Source organism: Sphaerobacter sp., from assembly GCF_019683595.1.
In the GTDB taxonomy this organism is placed as follows: domain Bacteria; phylum Chloroflexota; class Chloroflexia; order Thermomicrobiales; family Thermomicrobiaceae; genus Sphaerobacter.
The window spans coordinates 1-20,929 of sequence record NZ_JADGHZ010000005.1; the positions used below are offsets into that span (position 1 = coordinate 1).

Consider the following 20,929-nt stretch of genomic DNA (forward strand, 5'->3'; position numbering starts at 1 on the left):
CACGCAGCGGGGAGATCCTTCGCTGCGCCGAGGGCGGCTGGCCGCCGCCCCCGGCTCCGCTCAGGATGACAACGCGGGGGCGCGGACGGCTGTCGCGTTCACCGGATTAATTCGACACAGTTCATCAGCCCCGGGCCCATGCCGGGCGTCGGGGACCCAACGCCGTAGTGCGAGCCCATTCCCCGAGCCGGCTGAGGCGAGCGGGAGACGGGGCGCCCGGCATACGAGCGTCGTCGGTCAACGTCCAGCACGTGTCTGCCTGAGTTGGGTTGGACACGTCCCGCAGGGATGGACAGAGAACCCCGCCCGTGGCGTATACCGCCACGGGCGGGGTTTCGTACGCAGTGCCATGTGAGAAAGCGAGGCCCGCACTCCCAGAATGAGCCTTCCGGGTAGTGCGAGCCTACGCCGTCCCGCTGCGGCGGTCCTCGACCATCCGCCGCACGCGCTGGTAGGCACCGGTCATCGCCCGGCGCACGCGCTCCCGCTGCTGCGGGTTCAGCACGCCGAAGTACACCACGGCGCTCAGCGCACCGGCCCAGAAGAGAATCAACGCGGACTCGGTCGTCGCCGAGACGACACTAGCGCCGGCCCGCTGCACCGCGGCGCCACTGCGCTGCCGTACTCCCGGCTTGCGCGCTCGCTGCGACTGCCGGCGGCGCGACTCGATCGCTCCACTCAGCCGCGCCCCCAGTTGCTGCGCCGCCGCCGTGGCCGACCCGGCGGCCAGCCCGGCGAGCGCCGCGGCCCGCGCCCCGACCTGCGGCAGGTATTCCTCTGCTGACTCGCTCAAGTCGGCGGCCCGCTCCCGCGCCGCGGCCAGGATTTCCTCCGCCTCCGCGACGGCTTCCTGGGCCAGGGTGCGTGCGGCTGGCTGCACGTCGGTGCGCAGTCGCTCCGTCCCCTCTTCGCGGAGCCGCTCGGCTGCCCGCAGCGCTCGCTGCGTGGCCTCTTTGGTCAGCGGCGGCAGGTCCGTCCGCGCCGCCGCCACCAGCGGCTCCACCCGCCGCGCCAGCTCACGGCGCATCGCCTCCCGATCGGAGGACTCCACCGTCGCTTTCGCCTGCTCTAGCGCGGTCCGCGCCGTCTCCGCCACCGAGCGGACACGCGGATCTTCCATGAGCGCGGCCATGGACGGGATCGTGGCCGCCGGTTTGGGCTTGGGGCGCCTGCGTCGGAGCATGGCGGCGACCAGGCTCCCCACCCCTGCAGCAGCCGCAGCGGATACCGCCACAACCGCACCAATTGCCAGTGGATCAGGCTCGCGTTGCCTCATTGATGCACCTCCACTCCCGTGGGCGTCCCGCCGCGCTGCGGTCCCGGCCCACGCCTCCCATGTGGAGAGCGCTTCGCCAGTCCCAGTGCCCCCAACGGGCAGCCGCGACGGTGACGGCCGCCGCTGCGACCGCAAGAAGCGTGCGCGGCCGCGGAATTAGCACCAATGTCGATTGTCAGCGACCGGGCCGCACCCTATACTTCGCTGGCATAATGAGCGGATACACTGAACAGTTCGATGTCATTGTCATCGGAGCCGGCCACGCGGGCTGCGAAGCCGCGCTCGCCGCGGCGCGGGCGGGCTGCACGACCCTGGTCCTGACCCCGAACCTCGACCGGATCGGCTTTATGCCGTGTAACCCGTCCATCGGCGGTCCCGCGAAGGGCCACCTGGTGCGTGAGGTCGATGCCCTCGGGGGCGAGATGGGACGGGCCATCGACCGCACCGCCATCCAGATCCGCATGCTCAACACGAGCAAGGGCCCCGCGGTCCAGGCGCCACGGGCGCAGGCGGACAAGATGCTCTACCCCATGGCCATGAAGGAGGCGCTGGAGCGCCAGCCGCGGCTCACCCTGCGTCAGGAGGCCGTCACCGACATCGAGCTGGTCACCAACGGGGGACGGCACCGCGTCCAGGCCGTCCGCACCGACGCCGGGAACCGCTACCTGGCCGGTGCAGTCGTCGTCACCGCGGGCACCTTCCTCCGCGGCCGCATGATCGCGGGCGAGTGGCGCGCGACAGGCGGCCGGGCCGGCGACCCGGCAGCTACCGCCCTCTCGGCCTCGCTGAGCGACCTCGGCATCCGCCTCCGCCGGCTCAAGACCGGCACGCCGCCCCGCATCGACGCGCGCAGCATCGACTTCAGCAAGACGGAGCTGCAAACCGGGAGCGATCGTCCACTCTGGTTCAGCTTCGACGGCGCCAACGGCCAGATCGAGCGGCTGGAGCTGCCGCCGCTGCCGATCTACCCCGGCATCACGGACGGCTGGCGGGTCCAGATGCCCTGCTACCTGATCCACACCAACCCCGCCACCCACGACATCATCGCGGCCAACATCGACCGCGCGCCGATGTTCAACGGCACCATCCAGGCGGTCGGCACGCGCTACTGCCCCTCGATCGAGGACAAGATCGTCCGCTTCCGCGATAAGCCGTCCCACGGCCTCTTCCTGGAGCCGGAGGGGTGGCGGACGACCGAGGTCTACGTCCAGGGCGCCAACACCAGCCTTCCCCAGGACGTCCAGCTCGCGTTCCTGCGGACGATCCCGGCACTGGCCGAGGCGACGATTACCCGCTACGGCTACGCCGTCGAGTACGACGCGATCGACTCGTCCGAATTGACCCGTACCCTGGCCGCACGACGCGTCGACGGCCTCTTCTTCGCCGGGCAGGTCTGCGGCACCTCAGGCTACGAGGAGGCGGCGGGCCAGGGGATCGTGGCCGGCTTGAACGCCGCCTGCTTCACCCAGGGTGCTGAGCCGCTTGTGCTCCGACGCGATCAGAGCTACATCGGCGTGATGATCGACGACCTGACCACCCAGGAGTTCGTCGAGCCGTACCGGATGCTCACCTCTCGTGCCGAGCACCGCCTGCTCCTGCGCTGCGACAACGCCGAGGCCCGCCTGTCGGGCATCGCCTATCGCTTCGGCCTGATCTCGCGCGAGCGCTGGGAGGCCGTCCAAGCCGAGTGCCGCCTCATCACCGAGACCCTGGCGCGATTGGCCGCCTATCACCTGTCGATGAATCCACGCACCGCGGAGGCGCTGGAGCGAGCCGGGTTGCCGCCGCTGGCGCGGAACCAGACGGCGCTCGACTACCTCCGGCGGCCGGAGGTGCATTACGAGGCGCTGGCGGGCGTCCTGGAGGCGCTCGGCGGCGAGCATCTGGCCCTCCCGCCCCGCCTGGCCGAGCGGGTCGAGGTCGAGGCGCGTTATGAGGCCTACATCGAGAAGGAACTGGCGCGCGTCGAGCGCATACGCCACCTGGAGGAGCGTCCGATCCCCGATGGGATCGATTACGCGGCGCTGGCGGGCCTGCGCAACGAGGCGAAAGAGAAGCTGGCGCGCTTCCGCCCCGCGACGCTGGGCCAGGCCAGCCGTATCGCCGGTGTGACGCCCGGCGACGTGGCGGTGTTGATGGTGCACCTCGAACGGGGTGCGGCGAGCGTCGAGGAGCGACCTACGGCCTTCGCGCGGTAGCGTTCGCGGGAGCACAAGGATACCCGCATGCGGATCCTGATCATCTCAGACGTCCACGCCAACCTCGTCGCGCTCGAGACGGTCCTGAGTGACGCCGGGCGAGTGGACGACATCTGGTCCTTGGGTGACATCGTCGGCTATGGGCCGCGGCCGCGCGAGTGCGTGGAACTGGTGCGGGTGCTGGCGCCCAACATCAGCGTCATCGGCAACCACGACTGGGCGTGCATCGGGCGCCTCTCCCTGGACGAGTTCAACCCCGTCGCGCGTTTCGCCAGCTACTGGACCACCATGCAGCTCCAGGCCGAGCACCTTCAGTATCTGGAGTCACTCCCCAATCGCATGATCGACGGCGACTGGACCATCGTGCACGGCAGCCCGCGGCACCCGATCTGGGAGTACATCTACAACGCCCGCATCGCAGCACTGAACTTCTCCGCCTTCGACACGCAGTTGTGCTTCGTCGGCCACACGCATGTGCCCCTCTACATCAGGGAGGATGAGGCCCTGGCGAACATCGCGCCGCACCACCCCGACGACGGCGAGGTCCTCGATGTCTCTAGCGGCCGCTACATCATCAACCCGGGCGCGGTGGGGCAGCCGCGCGACGGCGACCCCCGCGCGTCGTACGCCATTTTCGAGCCGGAGGCTCGGCGGGTGACCTTCCACCGCGCTGAATACCGCATCGCCGACACGCAGGCGCAGATGCGCGAGGCGGGCTTGCCGGAGTCGCTGGTGATGCGCCTGGCCTCGGGGGTATGAGCCATGCGTTTACACGACATTACCGCCGTAGACCGCGTTGCGTAGCGTCGTGTAGTGGGGCATACTACCGGTCCACGGCGGCGCGAATTCTGCCGGCGCGGCGTTGACTGGTCTTGTGGAGGGTACACACCCTGGATCGCACCGTGGTCGTCCCTGTTGATGGGGGACCCGCTGACTTTCCCAGTATCGACCTGGCCTCGGCTCTAACGAACCGAACCGGCCGCATCCACCTGATCCTGGTGTACGTCGTGGAAGTTCCTCAGCGTTTTCCGCTCGATGCCGACCTCCCAGAGCTGATCGCGATCGGCGAGGAGGTGCTGCAGCGGGCTGAGGACCATGCCCGGGAGCGCGGGGGCCACCCTTGGGCGAGCGTAACCACGACGTTGCTCCAGGCCCGGTTAGCAGCAGCGGCAATCGTGGACGAGGCCATCGAGCGGGGCGCTGATACGATCGTTCTGGGGACGACCAACCAACGTCGCTACGGCCAATTGACTCAGGGGGACGTGGCACCCTACGTCCTCGACAATGCCCCGTGCGATGTCATCCTGCTGCGCATAGCCGGGGAGATTGGGGAGGCACGATGAGGATCCTCATCGTCGGCTGCGGGCGCGTCGGCTGGCGCCTCGCATCAGACTTCACGACCCGGGGACACGACGTCGTGGTGGTCGACATCAAGCCACATGCGTTTCGGCAGCTACCCGAGGAGTTTCCAGGGCGCGTGATCGTCGGCACCGGCATCGATGAGGACGTACTGCGCTCGGCCGGCATCGAGCACGCGGACGTGTTCGTCGCCGTCACCGACGACGACAACACCAACATCATGGCCGCCCAGATCGCTCAGAAGATCTACCACGTTCCCCGCGTCGTGCTGCGGGTCTATGACCCCGTGCGCGCGGAGATCTTCCGCGAGCTCGGGCTCACCGTGGTCTGCCCGACGACGACCGTCGCCAGCCTGATTGAGGAGCAGGTCCTGGCGGGCGCGGCGTCGCCGCAGGGCTAGCGCCGAGCGCGCAGACAGGCACAGGAGCGACACATGTACATCATCGTCGTCGGGGGCGGGAAGGTCGGCTACTACCTCACCAAGACCCTGGTGCACGAGGGCTACGAGGTCTTCCTGATCGAGAAGAACCCGATCAAGTGCCAGATCTACGCCGAGCGCTTCGGCGCCGTCGTCATGCAGGGCGACGGGGCCGAGGCCGCGATCCTGGAGGCCGCTGGAGCAGGGCGCGCCGACGTCGTCATCGCCGTCACCGGTGATGACGAAGACAACCTCGTCATCTGCCAGATGGCCAAGGAGCGCTTCGGCGTCGCGCGGGCCATCGCCCGGGTCAACAACCCCAAGAACGAGGAGCTGTTCCGCAAGCTCGGCATCGACGTGACCGTGAGCCAGACCAACGTCATCCTCAGCATCATCGAGCAGCAGATCCCGGAGCGACCGTTCGTCCACCTCCTCGCGCTGCGCCACGCCGACCTGGCCATCGTCGAAGCCAAGGTGTCCGACGACTCACCGGTGGTCGATCAACCGATCGAGCGCATCCAGTTCCCGCCGGAGGTCAACGTCACGGCCGTCCTCCGCGCCGGCGACCTCATCATCCCCACCGGCCAGACCGTCATCCGCGCTGGCGACGAGATCATCGCCGTCACCAAACGCGAGCGCGAAGAGGAACTCCGCCACCTCCTCGTGGACTGACGTGTCGGCTCACGAGCCCCAACTGGCGTCCGTGCCCGGCCCCGTGCGGCGGTACGGAACAACACCTCTCTTGGTCTGGGGGCTTGAGCGACCGTTCTGGCGGCGCGGCCCGTGCAAGGGGGTCATCGAGTTCGACGAAACATGAAATGTGTAGGTGTTCGCCGGTTGGCGCGTGCCCGGGGCTTATGGAGTTTGACGAATTACCATGGTACATGTACCGGTCACCGTCGTCTCGTCTTTGTCATCCTTCGCTGCGCCGGGTGCGGCTGGCCGCCGCCCCCGGCTCCCCGCGTGTCATCCTGAGCGGAGCCGGGGGCGGCTGGCGGGTTTACCGGGTTAATTCGTCAAACTCCATTAGCCCCGGGCACGTATCTGGACGTTGGCGACCGTATTGCCGAGATCAATGCCTCGTAGGGTTCCAGCCGGCTTTAGCCGGCTTTCCTTGTCAGCCCGGGGCTTGAGCCCCGGGCCCATGCCGGTACTTCAGCCCCACCGAGGCTCCTACCAGCCAGACCCTCGCTTCCCCGGCTACTCCGACACCACCGGCTCCGCATCGGGCGCCGCCAGGGCCGCCCAGGTGATGCCGGGTTCGAGGAGGTGGTCGATCTCGCCTGGCCGGCCATAGCGCGCGAATTGGGTGACGCCGAGCCAGTCCGGGAACTGGCGTACCAGCGGGTTTGGCCCGTCCACCTGGAGGCGGCCCGAGCGCATGGCCGCCCGTGGCTCCAACTCGCCGAGGATGATGCTGGCCAGCGTCGGGGTGTCCGCAGTCACCCACAGGTCGACGGCGAATCCCTCATCGCGGAAGCACAGCTCGACTCCCGTCGACCGCAGGATCAGCCACCACGCGTGCAGTGGGTCGTCGCGCAAGTCGACCCGGACCACAACCGTCTTCGCGGGGAGCCGGTCGACGCGGATGTACCGATGCAGGAACCACAACACCGACGGAGGATCCAGATCTTCGCCACGCAACTGCCCGAGCGCCCAGCGATAGCCCCAACCTCCCAGTAGCTCCACGACCGTCCCAAGTTCGCGCCCGGCCGGGGTCAGGTGGTACTCCGAGCCGCGACCATCCCGAGCCGGGCGGCGCTCGATGATCCCCTCCCGCTCCAGCGATCGGAGCCGGGTGGCCAGCAGGCTCTGCGACATGCGCGGTATCCCCCGCTGAATCTCAGCGAACCGGTGGCTGCCGCAGAGCAGCTCCCGCAGGATGAGCGGCGTCCAGCGTTCCGCGAAAATCTCGGCCCCCTTCGCGATCGGGCAGAACTGGCGGTAGCGCGTCATCGCTGGACCTCTCTCCCACCGCAGGCAGGACTTCAGAAATCGTACTAGTGTCCGCTCTAGTCTACTGTTATCACCACCATAGCCGCAATTCAGTTGCTCGTATTGAAGGAGAGCGTGCCATGACGACGAGGCGTGCAACTACCAGCGCTGACACGTCCCCGCCGAGTACACCGGCGACCAGCGCGCCCTGGGCAGTGCTCCAGGAGCACGTTCGGGGCGACGTGCTCCTGCCTGCGGCCCCCGGCTACGATGAGGCGCGCGCGCTCTGGAACGCCATGATCGACAAGCGACCGGCCGCGATCGTCCGCTGCACCGGGGTGGCGGATGTGCTCGCCACGCTGCGCTTCGCCCGCGAGCGGGACATCCCGCTGGCCGTGCGCGCTGGCGGCCACAACGTCGCTGGGACCGCCCTGCGGGACGACGGCCTGGTGCTGGATCTCTCACGCATGAAGGGGATTCGCGTGGATCCCGTGGCGCGTACGGTTCGCCTGCAACCGGGCATCCTCAACGGGGATCTCGACCACGAGACACAGGCGTTCGGCCTTGCAGTCACCAGCGGGATCGCGTCGACCACCGGCCTCTCGGGCCTGACCCTCGGCGGGGGCATCGGCTGGCTCATGCGTGCCTTCGGCCTCACCTGCGACAACCTCCGCGCCGCAGACGTCGTCACCGCCGATGGTGCCTTCATCACCGCCAGCGAGGAGGAACATCCCGACCTCTTCTGGGCACTCCGGGGCGGCGGCGGGAACTTCGGAGTCGTGACCTCGTTCACCTTCGACCTCCATCCGCTCGGCCCGACAGTCCTCGCCGGCGCGATCCTCTACCCCGCCAGCGCGGCAGGTGAGGTGTTGCGCTTCTACCGCGACTACATCGAAGGCGTACCGAATGCCTTGGGAACGATCGTGCTGCTCAGGTACGCACCGGAAGTCCCGTGGATCCCCGCCGCGCACTGGCGCCAGCCGGTGGTCGCCATTCTGGCATGCTACGCGGGAGACATCGCCGCGGGTGCCGAGGTGCTCAGGCCGCTGAAGGCATTCGGCTCACCCATCGCCGACATCATCGAGCCGAAGCCCTACACGCTCCACCAGCGGATGTTCGACGCATCGGCACCGCCGGGATTGCGCTACTACTGGAAGTCGCACTACCTGGGCGGCCTGAGCGACGATGCGATCGACACGCTGCTCGCGCGGGCGTGGCGCACGTCGTCGCTCCGCTCCTACACCATCATCGGCCGAATGGGCGGGGCGGTCGGCCGGGTGGATGCGTCCGCGACGGCCTTCGCCCACCGCGATGCGCAGCACGTGCTGAACATCAACGGGGTTTGGACCGAACCGGCGGAAGACGAGGTGCATGTCGAGTGGACGCGCGACCTGTTCACCGCGATGGAGCCTTTCTCCACCGGCGGGGTCTACGTGAACTTCCTGGGGAACGAGGGCGAGGATCGCGTGCGCGCCGCCTACGGAGCGAACTACGACCGGCTGGTTGAGGTCAAGCGGCGCTATGACCCCGACAACGTGTTCAACAGCAACCAGAACATCGTGCCGGGGTAGCGCTTGACCGCCCAGGTGGGGATCGGCTCGGCCAGGGAGGCGGCCGCGCCGCCCGGGCGAACGGGGGCGGCGCGGCTGCGGGATTCCTAGGGGTAGATCCCGCGGACGCGGGTGAACTCGGCGACGCGCTGGATCGCCCGGACCAGGGCCGCGGTGCGCAGTGGCACGTGGTACTGTTCGGACGCCTCATGGATCGCCATGAACGACTCGGTCATGATCCGCCGCAGGCGGTTGTTGACCTCGTCCTCCGTCCAGAGGAACGATTGCAGTGCCTGGACCCATTCGAAGTAGGACACCGTCACTCCGCCCGCGTTTGCGTAGATGTCGGGCAGCACGATGATGCCGCGGTCGTGGAGGATCCGGTCTGCGTCAGGCGTTGTCGGGCCGTTCGCCGCCTCGGCGATCAGGCGGGCCTGGATGCGCGGCGCGTTCTCCTCGGTGATCTGCTCCTCGAGCGCGGCCGGAACCAGGATGTCGCAGTCCAGCTCCAGTAGTTCCTCGTTCGTGACGTTCTCGGCTTCGGGGAAGTCGACCACGGACTGGGTCTGGCGCTTGTACGCCATCAGCGAGGGGATATCCAGCCCGTTCGGATTGTAGATCCCGCCGTGCGAGTCGCTCACACCGACGACGCGGCATCCCATCCCGTGCAGGATCTTGGCGACGGTTGAGCCTGCATTGCCGAACCCCTGGACGACGACCCGCGACGAAAGCAGGTCGATGTCGTAGGTCCGGCAGGCCTGCTCGATGGCGAACACGCAGCCACGGCCGGTCGCCTCAAACCGCCCGGCCGAACCACCGAGCAGCAACGGTTTGCCGGTCACCACTGCGGGAACCGCGACGCCGCCGTGGTGCATGCTGTAGGTGTCGAGGATCCAGGCCATGACCTGGGGGTTGGTGTTGACGTCCGGGGCCGGGATGTCGCTGTGCGGCCCCAGCATCATGGAGATTTCGGTGGTATAGCGGCGAGTCAGGTTCTGGAGCTCGTTCTGCGACAGCACCTTCGGGTTGACCTGCACGCCGCCCTTGGCACCGCCGTACGGCAGCCCGACCACGGCGCACTTCCAGGTCATCCACATCGCGAGCGCCTTGACCTCGTCAAGGGTGACATCGGGGTGGTACCGAATCCCGCCCTTCGACGGTCCCGGCGCAATGCTGTGCTGAACGCGATAGCCGGTGAACACCTGGACGGTCCCATCGTCCATCTCCACCGGGAAGTTGACCACCAGCTCCCGCTTGCACACGCTGAGGATGCGCCTCATGTCGTCATCCAGCCCGATGACATCCGCGGCCGTATTGAACTGCTCGACCGCGATGTCGAACAGGCTGGGAGCGGGCTGGTCGTGTGCGGGACTGTCAACTAGCACGTTCGTCCCTCCGTCCTTATGTCACAGCCTGGCACCGCACGCGACCTGCACCCGGACCCATCGGCAGACCGGATCACCGTCATCCCGACCGTCTGCGAACCATCACGCTTTGCGTCGGATCATGCGCTCCGCTGCGCCCAAGATGACAATGGCCCGATCCGTCCTATGTCCCGGTGCTGCTCGCCGGCGGGTCCAGGAGTTTGCCCCGCCGGTGCGTCCGGTCTGCGCGGTTCTTCCCCGTCCACTTATGCGGGCATATCCCGCACCGGCTTCCAATACGAAAGGCCGGGAAAACCCGGCCTTTCTAAACCCTATCCCTCATCCTCAAGAGCCTGCTCGAGCAGTTGCCTGGCTACCGCCGGGTTGGCAGTGCCGCGCATATGGCGCATGACCTGCCCGAGCAGGAACCCGATGGCCGCTTTCTTCCCTTTGCGGTAGTCCCCCACCGCCGCCGGGTTCTCGGCCAGGACGGTCTTGACGACCTCGGCCAACTGCGCGGCATCGCTCACCTGAGCCAGTCCCCGCTCCTCCACGATGGCGTCCGGATCCCGGCCGGTCTCGTGGATGGCGATGAGCACCTCTTTGGCCGACCGCATGGTGATCGTGCCGTCGGTGACCAGTGCGATCAACCGGCGCAACTGCTGCGGGCTGACGTTGATCTCGTCGATGAGCAGGTTCCGGTCGCGCATCAATGCGAAGATCTCGCCCGTGATCCAGTTGGCCGCGTCCCGTGCCAGGGATTGATTCCCGTCGACTACGGACTCGAAGTAGTCAGCGACCGCCCGCTCCTCCGTCAGCAGCGCCGCGTCGCTCTCGGAAAGCCCGTACTGCGCGACGAAGCGCGCCCGCCGCGCCGCCGGCAATTCCGGCATCCGCGCGCGGATCCCGGCGACATCGTCCTCAGTCAGGTAGAGCGGCGGCAGGTCGGGCTCGGGGAAGTAGCGGTAGTCTTCCGCGAACTCCTTGGTCCGCTGGGACACGGTGATGCCCTGGTCATCGAGCCAGCCCCGCGTCTCCTGGACGAGCGTCTCGCCGTTCCGGAGCGCCGCGCGCTGGCGCTCGATCTCGTAGCTCAGCGCGCGCTCGACCGCCCGGAAGCTGTTCATGTTCTTGATCTCGACCTTGGGACCGACAACGGTGCCGTCGGTGCTGCGCTGCGAGATGTTGGCGTCGCAGCGGAAGGCGCCCTCCTCCATGTTCCCGGTCGATACCCCAAGGTAGCGGAGCACCTGACGGAGCGCGACCAGAAAGCTCCGGGCTTCCTCCGGCGAGCGGAGGTCGGGCTCGGTGACGATCTCGATGAGCGGCACCCCGGAGCGGTTGGCGTCGACTAGGCTGTAGCTCCGCCCGTTGCTCGCACGGTGCACCAGTCGTGCCGTGTCCTCTTCGAGGTGCACGCGGCGAATGCTGACCCGGCCCGTGCCGTTGGCCGTCGGGAACTCGAAGACGCCGTTCACACACAGCGGCAAGTCGTACTGCGAGATCTGGTACCCCTTCATCAGGTCGGGGTACATGTAGTTCTTCCGGTCGAACTTGCTGTAGGAAGGGATGGAGCAGCCGAGCGACAGACCGGCCATGATCGTGTAGGCCACCGCTTCGCGGTTGATGACCGGAAGGGCGCCCGGGAGTCCGAGACACACCGGACAGACGTGTGTATTCGGCTCGGCCGCCTGGTACGCCGCCGAGCACCCACAGAACATCTTGGACCGGGTCAGAAGCTGCGCGTGAACCTCTAACCCGATGATGGTCTCAAATTCCACCTGGATCACCCCGCCCTGTTTGCGGTCCTGGGGACCACACCGGCGCGATTATAACACGGCCAATTCCACGGCAATGCGGCCTCAATGTCAAACTCCACGCCCCCCGGATGGCGGCGCACCGGAGCGCGGCGCCACCCACCGGTGATGCGCCCACGCCGCATCCGCGCGGAACTCGCCGGAGCCAGGAGGAGGTTCGCAACCCGCGCTGACGATGGCCCTGGTCGATCTCGTCAGGGGCTCAGGTCGAGGAACGGCCTAGGATCGACCGGGGTGCCGTTGATCCGGATTTCATAGTGGACGTGGGCACCGGTGGACCGGCCGGTGTTGCCGGAGAGCGCCACCACCTGGCCGCGCTCGACGCGCTGACCCGGACTCACCAGCACCGAGGAATTGTGCCCGTAGTAGGTGCTGATGCCGTTGCCGTGGTCGATCACCACCAGATTGCCATAGGCACCGGACGGCCCGGCGATCCGCACCACTCCCGGCCCGGTCGCGAGGACTGGCGTCCCCTGCGGGACGGAGAAGTCGATTCCGGTGTGCATCTCGGAAACAGCCTCGCTATCGCCACTGGCGAAGGGATTACTACGGACCCCGAAACCCGACGTAACCGGGCCGGACACGGGCTGGCCGCGCGGTACATCGGGAGAGAACGCGGCCACGGATGGGGAAAGCCCCACGCTCAACACGCCGCTCTGCTCCACCGCCGCCAACCGCGCCTGCGCGCGCGTGCTGATCTCGTCGAGGACAGCGTGCAACGCCTGCACCCGCTGCTGGGCGTACGCAATCCGAGCGCGGGCCGCCTCACCGGGATCACTCGGCAAGTCGGCCGGTACGGCGGGGCCACCCGACGCGTCATCGCCGTCGGGTGGCCCCACGAGTTGACGCATTCGCGCGGCCAGACTCTCGACGGTGTCGATTTGCTCTTCCAGCGCCGCGATCCGGCCCTCCAGATCTTGCACCTCGTGCGCGCGCGCCTGCTCGGCCGATTGCAGCGCGGCCTGGGTCTCCGACAACTCCGCCGCCTGCTCTCGCGACAGGTGGAACAGCATGCTGCTGTCCCGTTCGGCCTGCTCCAGGTCGGCGATCAACGAGGTGAGTTGCTCCTTCAACGCCGCGGCTTCCGCCGCCGCGGCCGAGGCGTCCGCGCTGGGGGCCGACGTGACCGCCGACGACTCGCTCGCCTCCGCTGCAACGTCGGGAGTGCGAGCTGTATCCCGGCTCGTGGCATGGACCAGGAGGCCGGTCGTACCGATCATGGTCAGCAGGAGGACAGCCAGCAGCCAGGAGGGCACGACCTGAGGCGCACGCAGCCACCGGAGCGCGGCGGCGATCGGATCTGCCGCCGGCGTCCGCTGCGTAGGCGACAATCGCCCCGCCTCCGCCGGTGAGGGCGGCGATAGCGGCCGGAATACGGTGGTGGAACGCGGCGCGTACGCCGGATCATTCACGACCATGACTTGACAATACGAAGCGCGCAATTTGTGAACAATGGTACACAGGTACCGGCTGGCTCACGGCCGAAAGCCTGTGGCGCCGGGACGCGCGTCCCACATCCACCCGGACTGCTGGGCTAACCGATGAGTCACGCCAGATCGCGGACTGTATTGCAACGCCGAGATTGTGAAAGCTTGCGCGTTCCTATGGTAAGATCAGGCTGCCGCTGGCCCGGACAATGCGGTCGCAGAGCATACGCGGCCGCACCGGTCCCGACCGGTGACCGGAACGGCGGCACCGCGCGACCGGACCCAGTCCGAGGCCGCGACTTCGGGGGACTGGGCAGCGAGGAGGCGAGACCAACGCCGTGGTCGTGAAGTCTGAAGCGAAGCTGGTCACCCTGAAGATCAACGATCAGGAAGTCACCGTCCCGGAGGGCACGACGATCCTCCAGGCGTGTCAGGCGGCAGGGATCGAAGTCCCCAACCTCTGTTATCAGCCGCTCCTGCGGCCCTGGGGCTCCTGCCGTATCTGCACCGTGGAGATTCTGGGCAGGCGGGGGGGCCTCGTCGAGTCGTGCGCGGCCCAGGTCCGCGAGGGCATGGAGGTCCGCACCCACTCGCCCGAGGTGCTGAAATCCCGCCAGTTCATCCTCCAGATGTACCTGATCGACCACGCACTCGACTGCCCCACCTGCGACAAGTCGGGTGAGTGCTACCTCCAGGACAACACCTACCTGCACAACGTCCACCTGAACCCGTATCGTCGCCCGAAGCTCGCCAAGCCGTACACGCACCTTAGCGACCTCATCGACTACAAGTGGGACCGCTGCATCATGTGTGCACGGTGCACCCGCGTCTGCGACGAGGTTATCGGCGTGACGGCGATCGGCGTGCTCAACCGGGGGCTCGAGGCCGAGATCGGGCCCGCCTACGGCACCGACCTGCGCGAGGGCACCTGCACGTCCTGCGGCATGTGCATCGCGGTCTGCCCGGTCGGCGCGCTGACCGACCGCCGCTTCGGCATGCACCCCTGGGAGCTGGACGCGTCGGAGACGATCTGCGGGTTCTGCGACGTCGGCTGCACGCTGAACGTCGAGCACAGCCGGGGGATCGTGCGGCGGGTGACCCACCTGTGGGACCGCGGCGTGAACCACGGCTACACCTGCGAGCGAGGCAAGTGGGGCTACGCGCAGGTCCAGCACCCGGACCGGCTGGAGAGCGCCTATATCCGACAGGGCGATGAATTCGTCACCGCCGACCTGGACGACGCGCTCGACCGCGTGGCCGAGGCCTTCCGCCGTTACCAGGGCGACCAGTTCGCCGCGCTCGCCTCGCCCGAGAACACGAACGAAGAGAACTACCTCCTGCAGCAATTCACCCGTGCCGTGATGGGCACCAACAACATCGACCGCCTGCGCCACAAGGGGCAGAGCGCGGTCAGCCAGGCGCTGCGGGATTCCTTCGGCCGCCCGGCAAGCACCAACTCGATGCAGGAGGCATTCACCGACACCCAGTGCATGCTGGTCGTCGGCCCCAACATCGGCGAAACCGCCCCGGTCGGGAGCTACTGGCTGTACTGGTCGCGGAACTACCGGGACGCGAAGACCGTCGTCATCAGCCACGACCACTTCCCGCTCTGCGACCGCGCCGAGGTCTGGATCAAGCCGCCGCGCGGTGCCGAGGCAAAGGTCATCGACGCCATGGCGCGCATCATCCTCGACGCCGGGCTGGCGCACCCGGCCAAGGACGCCAGTGCCGGGTTCGATGCCTGGCGGGAAGGCCTGGCCAAGGTCGATCCGGAGCAGGTCGCTGCGGAGGTCGGCATCGACATCGCCACGCTCCGCCGCGCGGCGATCCTGTACGCCACGGGCGGGGTTGGCGAGGTTGACGGCCGCGATCCGGCCGACTATCCGGCCAGCGCGATCTACCAGACGCTCGGCACCGACCGCGGTGCCGACGCCCACCCGGCCGCCGTGGCACTCAACAACCTGGCGCTGCTGACCGGCAACGTCGGACGCGCCGGTGGTGGCGTGATCGCCTTCCGTGGGTCGGCCAACTTCCAGGGCGCGACCGACATGGGGTGCGAGGCGGGCTACTTCCCCGGCTACCAGCCGGTCGACGACCCGGAGATCCGCCGGAAGTTCGAAGCGGCCTGGCTCCTACGCTGGAACGACGCGGCCGTGCCGCAGAACGGCTTCAAGCCGCTGCGCGAGCTCCCGGCCACGCCGGGCCTGGATCTCGACGGGATGATCGCCGCGATCGAAGCGGGCAAGATCAAGGCGATGTACATCGCCGCATCGAGCCACGAGTACAGCCCCGGGATCGACGAGCGGCTGCTGGCGGTCTTGCCGAAGCTGGAGTTCCTGGTCGTCGAGGATAGCTTCCCGAGCGATCTGGCGAAGCTCGCCCATGTGGTGCTGCCCGGCGCGATGTTCCTGGAGAAGGACGGCTCCTACACCAACGCGGACCGCACCATCCAGCGGCTGCGCTACGCCGTCGCCCCGCCGGGCGACGCCCAGCCGAGCTGGTGGTTCCTGCAGGAGATCGCCAAGCGGCTCGGCTACAACATGAACTACCGGCACCCGTCCTTCGTGCTCGAGGAGATCGCCCAGCTCACACCGATCTACCGCGGCGTTTCGCTGCCGCGGCTGGAGCGCGGCCCGCTCCAGTGGCCGGTGCAGCCGTTTGGCGCGGAGCCGTCGGTGTTCCTGGAGCTCGGCGACGGGCTGGCGCCCGAGGCGGTCCGCTTCGTCGCGGACTAAGCGACAACGAGCCGCGCGCGGGGCGACCGCGGGCAGCGGGCAAGAAGAGGATCGGCATCGCGATGCTCGACGAAGTCAAAGGTTTCTGGGTCACCTTCCGGCGACTCTTCACGCCGAACGTGACCATTCAGTACCCCGAGGAGAAGCGGCAGATGGCCCCGCGCTTCCGCGGGCTGCCGTCCCTCCGCGCCGACCCGGAGACGGGCGAGCCGCTGTGCGTCGCCTGCGGCCTGTGTGCCCGGATTTGTCCGACGAGCTGCCTGGAGATGACCGTGGTCCCGTCCGAAGAGGGTGATCGCGAGCTGGCCGAGTTCATCCTGCGCTCCGGCCGGTGCCTCTTCTGCGGGATGTGCGCGCAGGTCTGCCCGGTCGACGCGATCACCATGAGTGGCGAGTACGAGCTGGCCACCCTGCAGCGCGACGGGCTGATCTACACCAAGACCGAGCTGGCCGCCATCGGCGCCCAGAACCTCGGCTGGTGGGACGCGGACGCGCAGGACGCGCAGTAACCGCCCATTCCGGACATCACGCAACGCAACGTCACCGCCGGCCACATTGTGGCCGGCGGTTTTCGTTCGTCAGGCTGCACGGTCCATCCCACCGCGCCGTGGCCCGTACGGTAGTGGGTGGCGCGAGGCTCCCCGACCGGTGGCGGGATCCTTCGCACCACACATCTCGCATTTCAACGTCGGCGCGGAACCAACCCCGGCGCGCGGCCGCAGCCGCGCGATACCACAGCGGCGGTTCGGGCCGCCGCACTCCACAGCCGGCGTCAGCCGGCTTTTCTTGTCAGCCCGTTGGCTTTATCCCCGGGCACACGCTGACTGCGTACACTCACATTTTTCGTCAAATTCCATGATCCCCGGACACACACCGAACGATGGACACGGTCCCCGGGCCAGCACACGGATTGGGGAGCCGGGTCAGGGGACGGAAACGCCGGCCCGCGTCGGCGCGTTGACCCGTGCTAGGCCGGGGCATATCATCGCAGGCATGAGGTGCGCCGGGGGCGGCTGTGACCGCACACGCATCCCGGCTACCTGCGCGATGGGAGGGCAAGCGATGGCCAAGGAATATCGTTTCTACTGCGCCGGTGAGTGGCGCTCCTCCGACCAGCCACTCGACGTGATCAATCCGTACAACGGCGAAGTGGTCGGCACCACATCCTTCGCCACCGACCAGGACCTGGAAGACGCCATCACCGCCGCCGAGCGCGCCTTTGACGAGACTCGACGGCTTCAGAGCTACGAGCGCGCGGCCATCCTGGAGCGGCTCGCCGACGGGCTGGAAGCGCGCCAGGAGGAGTTCGCCCGCCTAATGGCGCAGGAGGCCGGCAAGCCGATCCGCGACGCCCGCACCGAGGTCGCCCGCGGCGTCTTCACGCTGCGGACAGCGGTCGAGGAAGCCAAGCGCATCGGCGGCGAGCTGATCCCGCTCGACTGGATGGCCAGCTCTCAGGGCCGCTTCGGTGTGACCCGTCGCTTCCCGATCGGCCCGATCGCCGGCATCTCGCCGTTCAACTTCCCGCTCAACCTCGCCTTGCACAAGCTGGCGCCGGCGATCGCCTCCGGCAACACGATCGTCCTCAAGCCGCCGACGCACGACCCGCTGACCATGCTGACCTTCGCCGAACTGGTGGATGAGGCGGGGCTCCCCAAGGGCGCGGTCAGCATCATGCCGATGGATCGCACGGTCGGTGACCGGTTGGTTACCGATCCTCGCTTCAAGATGCTATCCTTCACCGGCTCGCCGGCCGTCGGCTGGGACATGAAGGCCCGCGCCGGTAAGAAGAAGGTCGTGCTGGAGCTGGGTGGCAACGCGGGCGTCGTCGTCGACAAGAGCGCGAACCTGCCGCTGGCGGTCTCACGGGTGCGCGTTGGAGCGTTCGCCTACGCCGGGCAGGTGTGCATCTCGGTGCAGCGGGTCTATGTCCACCGCTCGCGCTTCGACGAGTTCGTGGAGAAGTTCGTGGCGGCGGTCAAGGAGATCAAGATCGGCGACCCGCTGGACGAGGCGACCGAACTCGGCCCGATGATCGACGAGAAGGCCGCCGCGCGCACGGAGGACTGGGTCAACACGGCCGTTTCCGAAGGCGCGCGCGTCCTGATCGGCGGGAAGGCCGAGGGGCGCTTCTTCCAGCCGACGGTGCTGGTCGATGTCCCGCCGAAGAGCTTCGTCTGCTCCCGCGAGGCATTCGCACCGCTGGTCAACCTCTTCCCGTTCGACGACTTCGAGGAGGCGCTGGCGGCGGTCAACGACTCCGAATACGGGTTGCAGGCCGGCGTGTTCACCAACCGGCTGGAGCACGCGCTCCGCGCCTGGGAGGTGCTGGAGGTCGGCGGCGTGATCATCAACGACATCCCGACCTACCGCATCGACCACATGCCGTACGGCGGCGTGAAGGACTCCGGCCTGAGCCGCGAGGGGCTGCGCTACGCGATAGAAGACATGACGGAACCGCGGCTCATGGTCGTCAATCGGGTACCGGACGAAGACTAGCGGCCTGTCGGGCCCGGTTGAACGGAACGGCCGGGCCCGACGCCTTGGCATACTGCGCGCGAAGACATGCCGCCGGGCAAGCTTGAGCACAGGCGGCAAGGAGCATCACCAGTATGGAGACAAGAACCCGGAACCGTGCGGCGCTCATCGCCGCGACGGGCGTGCCGTTAGCTTTGCTCGCGGCGCGCCGCCGCCGTGCTCCGCACCGGGCACAGGCCACCGGCGACCGACGTGCATCCGTCGTAGTCGCCGGGGCGGGCTTCGGCGGTATCGCGGTCCTGAACGCGCTGCGGGATGCGGGGCTGGACGGAGCCGACATCCTCCTGATTGATCAGCACAACTACCATCTCTTCACCCCGCTGCTGTACCAGGTCGCAACCGGGTCGGTGGATGACCAGCACATCGCCTACCCCCTGCGCCCGTTCTGTGCCGGGGTGCCGGCCGATTTCCTCTGCACCGCGATCCGCGGGGTGAACCTGGTCGATCAGGTCGTGGAGACCGACGCCGGCCGAATCCACTATGACTACCTCGTCCTCGCCCTCGGCAGCCAGACGAACTACTTCGGGATGCACGAGGTGGAACGCGCGGCGCTCGGGCTCAAGACCATCCCCGCCGCCAGCTCGATCCGGGCACGTATCCTCGACTCCGTCGAGCGCGCAGCCGTGGCATCGAGTCCCGAGGAGCGCCGCTGGCTTCTCACCTTCGCCGTTGTCGGCGCCGGTGCCACCGGCGTGGAGCTAGTCGCATCGCTCGACGACCTGCTGCGGAACAACCTACTGCCCTACTACCCGAGCCTTCGCGGCGAGGAGCCGCACATCGTTCTGATCGAGGCGATGGATACGATCCTCCCGGGCACCACACCCCGGATGCGCGCCATCGCCGAGCGGCGCCTCAAGGCCCTGGGCATCGATATCCGGCTCAAGACTGCCGTTGCCGGCGTGCGCAACGGTGCTCTGGTCACCCGCGGGGGTGACGAGATCGCCGCCGCGACGCTCATCTGGACGGCCGGGATCCGGCCGAACCCGGTCGCAGCGTCGCTGCCGGTCGAGAAGAGCCGGGACGGCCGAATCGTGGTCGATGAGTACCTGCGCATCCCGAGCGCGCCCAACGTCTTCGCGCTCGGCGACAACGCCTTCGTTCCTGACCACAAGAGCGGCGCGCCGCTGCCCGCCAACGCCTCCGTCGCCGTGCGGGAAGGGGCCGCCGTCGGTCGCAACCTGGCCCGGCTGCTGACCGGCCAGCCACTCGAGCCCTTCGTCTTCCGCTCGCCGGGCGAGATGATCGCCCTCGGGCGCGGACATGCGGCGGCCACCATCGGCCCGGTGGCGTTCGGCGGCCTGCCGGCCTGGCTCGTCTGGCGTGTGTTCCACCTGTCGCAGATCATGGGTGTGCGCAGCCGGCTCGGCGTCACGCTCGACTGGACCGCAGCGATGCTCTCCCGGCGCTACATCGCCAACACCGAGGTGTGAAGATACGGCCCTCACCCCCTAACCCCCTCTCCCAAAGTTGGGAGAGGGGGAACAAAGGCCGCGAGTGTCTCCCCTCTCCCAGGGTTGGGAGAGGGGTCGGGGTGAGGGCCGTCGCTCCTACCCCTTCCGCGCCCCGAGCACGAGGATCGCCGGGATGACCGACAGGCGACGGACGGTGGCATCCGGGAAGCGTTCTGCGAACGCGTCGTCGGGGTAGGCCTCATCGAGCGCATCGATCAGCAGTCCATTCGCCGTCAACTGGAGGGCGTACCAGGAGAGCGGGCGATGGTAGTTCATCGTCGGAGCGGGCTGCCCGCTCTTGGCAATGGTGGACGCCGCGAAGGGCTCTCGATACCGCCAGACCCGCACTGAGATCCATTGTTCGTCGGTCACGTCCTGCTCGATCAGCCAGCTTGACCCTTCCGGGATCTGGAAGCAGGGGTGGAACAGCGTCGCGACGAAGCGCCCACCGGGGCGGAGGAGGCGGGCCACTTCCCGGATCGTCCCTTCGGCGTCCTCGATGTCCATCAGGACCATGCTGGCAGTGATGCGATCGAAGCTCGCGTCGGCCAGGTCCGGCAGATGCGCGGCATCACCGACCAGATAGCGCACCCCACGCGGTCGTGCGGCCTCCCGCTGGCGCGCCAACTCGATCAGGCGCGCGGAGACATCCACACCGGTGACCCGCGCGCCGAGGTCGGCCAGCGCGCGGCTGGTCGCGCCGTTGGCACATCCCAGGTCAAGCACGTCCAGGCCGGAAACGTCGCCCAGCACCCGCAGCAGCGCCGGCCGAACCAGCAGCCGGTGAAAGTCGTCGCCCTCCTCGCCGACCTGCTCGTCCCAGAAGTCCGCGATCGCCTCGAAGCTCCCGCCGTTCGTCAT

Annotated in this window: 16 protein-coding genes; 10 read left to right on the top strand and 6 right to left on the bottom strand. The window is 68.0% G+C overall.

Features of this window, described 5'->3' with window-relative positions:
• Positions 1 to 403: 403 nt before the first annotated feature.
• Entirely contained in the window at positions 404 to 1,183 is a 780-nt protein-coding gene (locus IRZ30_RS01100) for a hypothetical protein (RefSeq protein ID WP_294082021.1), read from the bottom strand.
• Positions 1,184 to 1,488: 305 nt separating this feature from the next.
• Here IRZ30_RS01100 and mnmG point away from each other — a divergent pair, with 305 nt between their 5' ends.
• The 5 genes from mnmG to IRZ30_RS01125 all read left to right on the top strand — a co-directional run bounded on the left by mnmG (position 1,489) and on the right by IRZ30_RS01125 (position 5,923).
• On the top strand, positions 1,489 to 3,474 hold the full coding sequence (gene mnmG, locus IRZ30_RS01105; RefSeq protein WP_294082023.1) for a tRNA uridine-5-carboxymethylaminomethyl(34) synthesis enzyme MnmG: 1,986 nt from the start codon (positions 1,489 to 1,491) through the stop codon (positions 3,472 to 3,474).
• A 27-nt stretch (positions 3,475 to 3,501) separates the two neighbouring features.
• The gene (locus IRZ30_RS01110) at positions 3,502 to 4,233 is read left to right on the top strand and encodes a metallophosphoesterase family protein (protein WP_294082025.1); all 732 of its coding nucleotides are present in this window, start codon (positions 3,502 to 3,504) and stop codon (positions 4,231 to 4,233) included.
• Between the two features lie 143 nt (positions 4,234 to 4,376).
• Positions 4,377 to 4,817 (top strand): universal stress protein, encoded by a 441-nt coding sequence (locus IRZ30_RS01115; protein WP_294082027.1) that lies wholly within the window; start codon positions 4,377 to 4,379, stop codon positions 4,815 to 4,817.
• Positions 4,814 to 5,233: a TrkA family potassium uptake protein gene (locus tag IRZ30_RS01120; RefSeq protein WP_294082029.1), complete on the top strand. Its 420-nt coding sequence runs from the start codon at positions 4,814 to 4,816 to the stop codon at positions 5,231 to 5,233. The genes IRZ30_RS01115 and IRZ30_RS01120 overlap by 4 nt, the downstream gene beginning before the upstream one ends.
• Positions 5,234 to 5,266: 33 nt before the next feature.
• Entirely contained in the window at positions 5,267 to 5,923 is a 657-nt protein-coding gene (locus IRZ30_RS01125) for a TrkA family potassium uptake protein (RefSeq protein ID WP_294082031.1), read from the top strand.
• A gap of 528 nt (positions 5,924 to 6,451) precedes the next feature.
• Here the strand turns inward: IRZ30_RS01125 and IRZ30_RS01130 are convergent.
• Entirely contained in the window at positions 6,452 to 7,207 is a 756-nt protein-coding gene (locus IRZ30_RS01130) for a winged helix-turn-helix transcriptional regulator (RefSeq protein WP_294082033.1), read from the bottom strand.
• A gap of 119 nt (positions 7,208 to 7,326) precedes the next feature.
• Here IRZ30_RS01130 and IRZ30_RS01135 point away from each other — a divergent pair, with 119 nt between their 5' ends.
• Positions 7,327 to 8,757, top strand: coding sequence for an FAD-binding oxidoreductase (locus tag IRZ30_RS01135; RefSeq protein ID WP_294082034.1), 1,431 nt, complete (start codon positions 7,327 to 7,329; stop codon positions 8,755 to 8,757).
• An 86-nt stretch (positions 8,758 to 8,843) separates the two neighbouring features.
• Here the strand turns inward: IRZ30_RS01135 and IRZ30_RS01140 are convergent, their stop codons facing one another.
• From IRZ30_RS01140 to IRZ30_RS01150, 3 genes are all read right to left on the bottom strand, one after another.
• Entirely contained in the window at positions 8,844 to 10,121 is a 1,278-nt protein-coding gene (locus tag IRZ30_RS01140; protein ID WP_294082036.1) for a Glu/Leu/Phe/Val dehydrogenase, read from the bottom strand.
• Between the two features lie 311 nt (positions 10,122 to 10,432).
• Positions 10,433 to 11,881 (bottom strand): Asp-tRNA(Asn)/Glu-tRNA(Gln) amidotransferase subunit GatB, encoded by a 1,449-nt coding sequence (gene gatB, locus IRZ30_RS01145; RefSeq protein ID WP_294082038.1) that lies wholly within the window; start codon positions 11,879 to 11,881, stop codon positions 10,433 to 10,435.
• A gap of 230 nt (positions 11,882 to 12,111) precedes the next feature.
• Entirely contained in the window at positions 12,112 to 13,248 is a 1,137-nt protein-coding gene (locus tag IRZ30_RS01150; protein WP_294082040.1) for a peptidoglycan DD-metalloendopeptidase family protein, read from the bottom strand.
• Positions 13,249 to 13,682: 434 nt separating this feature from the next.
• Here IRZ30_RS01150 and IRZ30_RS01155 point away from each other — a divergent pair, with 434 nt between their 5' ends.
• The 4 genes from IRZ30_RS01155 to IRZ30_RS01170 all read left to right on the top strand — a co-directional run bounded on the left by IRZ30_RS01155 (position 13,683) and on the right by IRZ30_RS01170 (position 20,047).
• Positions 13,683 to 16,079, top strand: coding sequence for a molybdopterin-dependent oxidoreductase (locus IRZ30_RS01155; RefSeq protein ID WP_294082042.1), 2,397 nt, complete (start codon positions 13,683 to 13,685; stop codon positions 16,077 to 16,079).
• A gap of 62 nt (positions 16,080 to 16,141) precedes the next feature.
• Positions 16,142 to 16,588 carry an NADH-quinone oxidoreductase subunit I gene (locus tag IRZ30_RS01160; RefSeq protein WP_294082044.1) on the top strand — a complete coding sequence of 149 codons (447 nt, stop codon included), beginning with the start codon at positions 16,142 to 16,144 and terminating at the stop codon, positions 16,586 to 16,588.
• Positions 16,589 to 17,141: 553 nt separating this feature from the next.
• Positions 17,142 to 18,578: an aldehyde dehydrogenase family protein gene (locus tag IRZ30_RS01165; RefSeq protein ID WP_294082047.1), complete on the top strand. Its 1,437-nt coding sequence runs from the start codon at positions 17,142 to 17,144 to the stop codon at positions 18,576 to 18,578.
• A 113-nt stretch (positions 18,579 to 18,691) separates the two neighbouring features.
• Positions 18,692 to 20,047 carry an NAD(P)/FAD-dependent oxidoreductase gene (locus IRZ30_RS01170; protein WP_294082049.1) on the top strand — a complete coding sequence of 452 codons (1,356 nt, stop codon included), beginning with the start codon at positions 18,692 to 18,694 and terminating at the stop codon, positions 20,045 to 20,047.
• 117 nt (positions 20,048 to 20,164) lie between these two features.
• Here the strand turns inward: IRZ30_RS01170 and IRZ30_RS01175 are convergent, their stop codons facing one another.
• Positions 20,165 to 20,929 carry a class I SAM-dependent methyltransferase gene (locus IRZ30_RS01175; protein ID WP_294082051.1) on the bottom strand — a complete coding sequence of 255 codons (765 nt, stop codon included), beginning with the start codon at positions 20,927 to 20,929 and terminating at the stop codon, positions 20,165 to 20,167.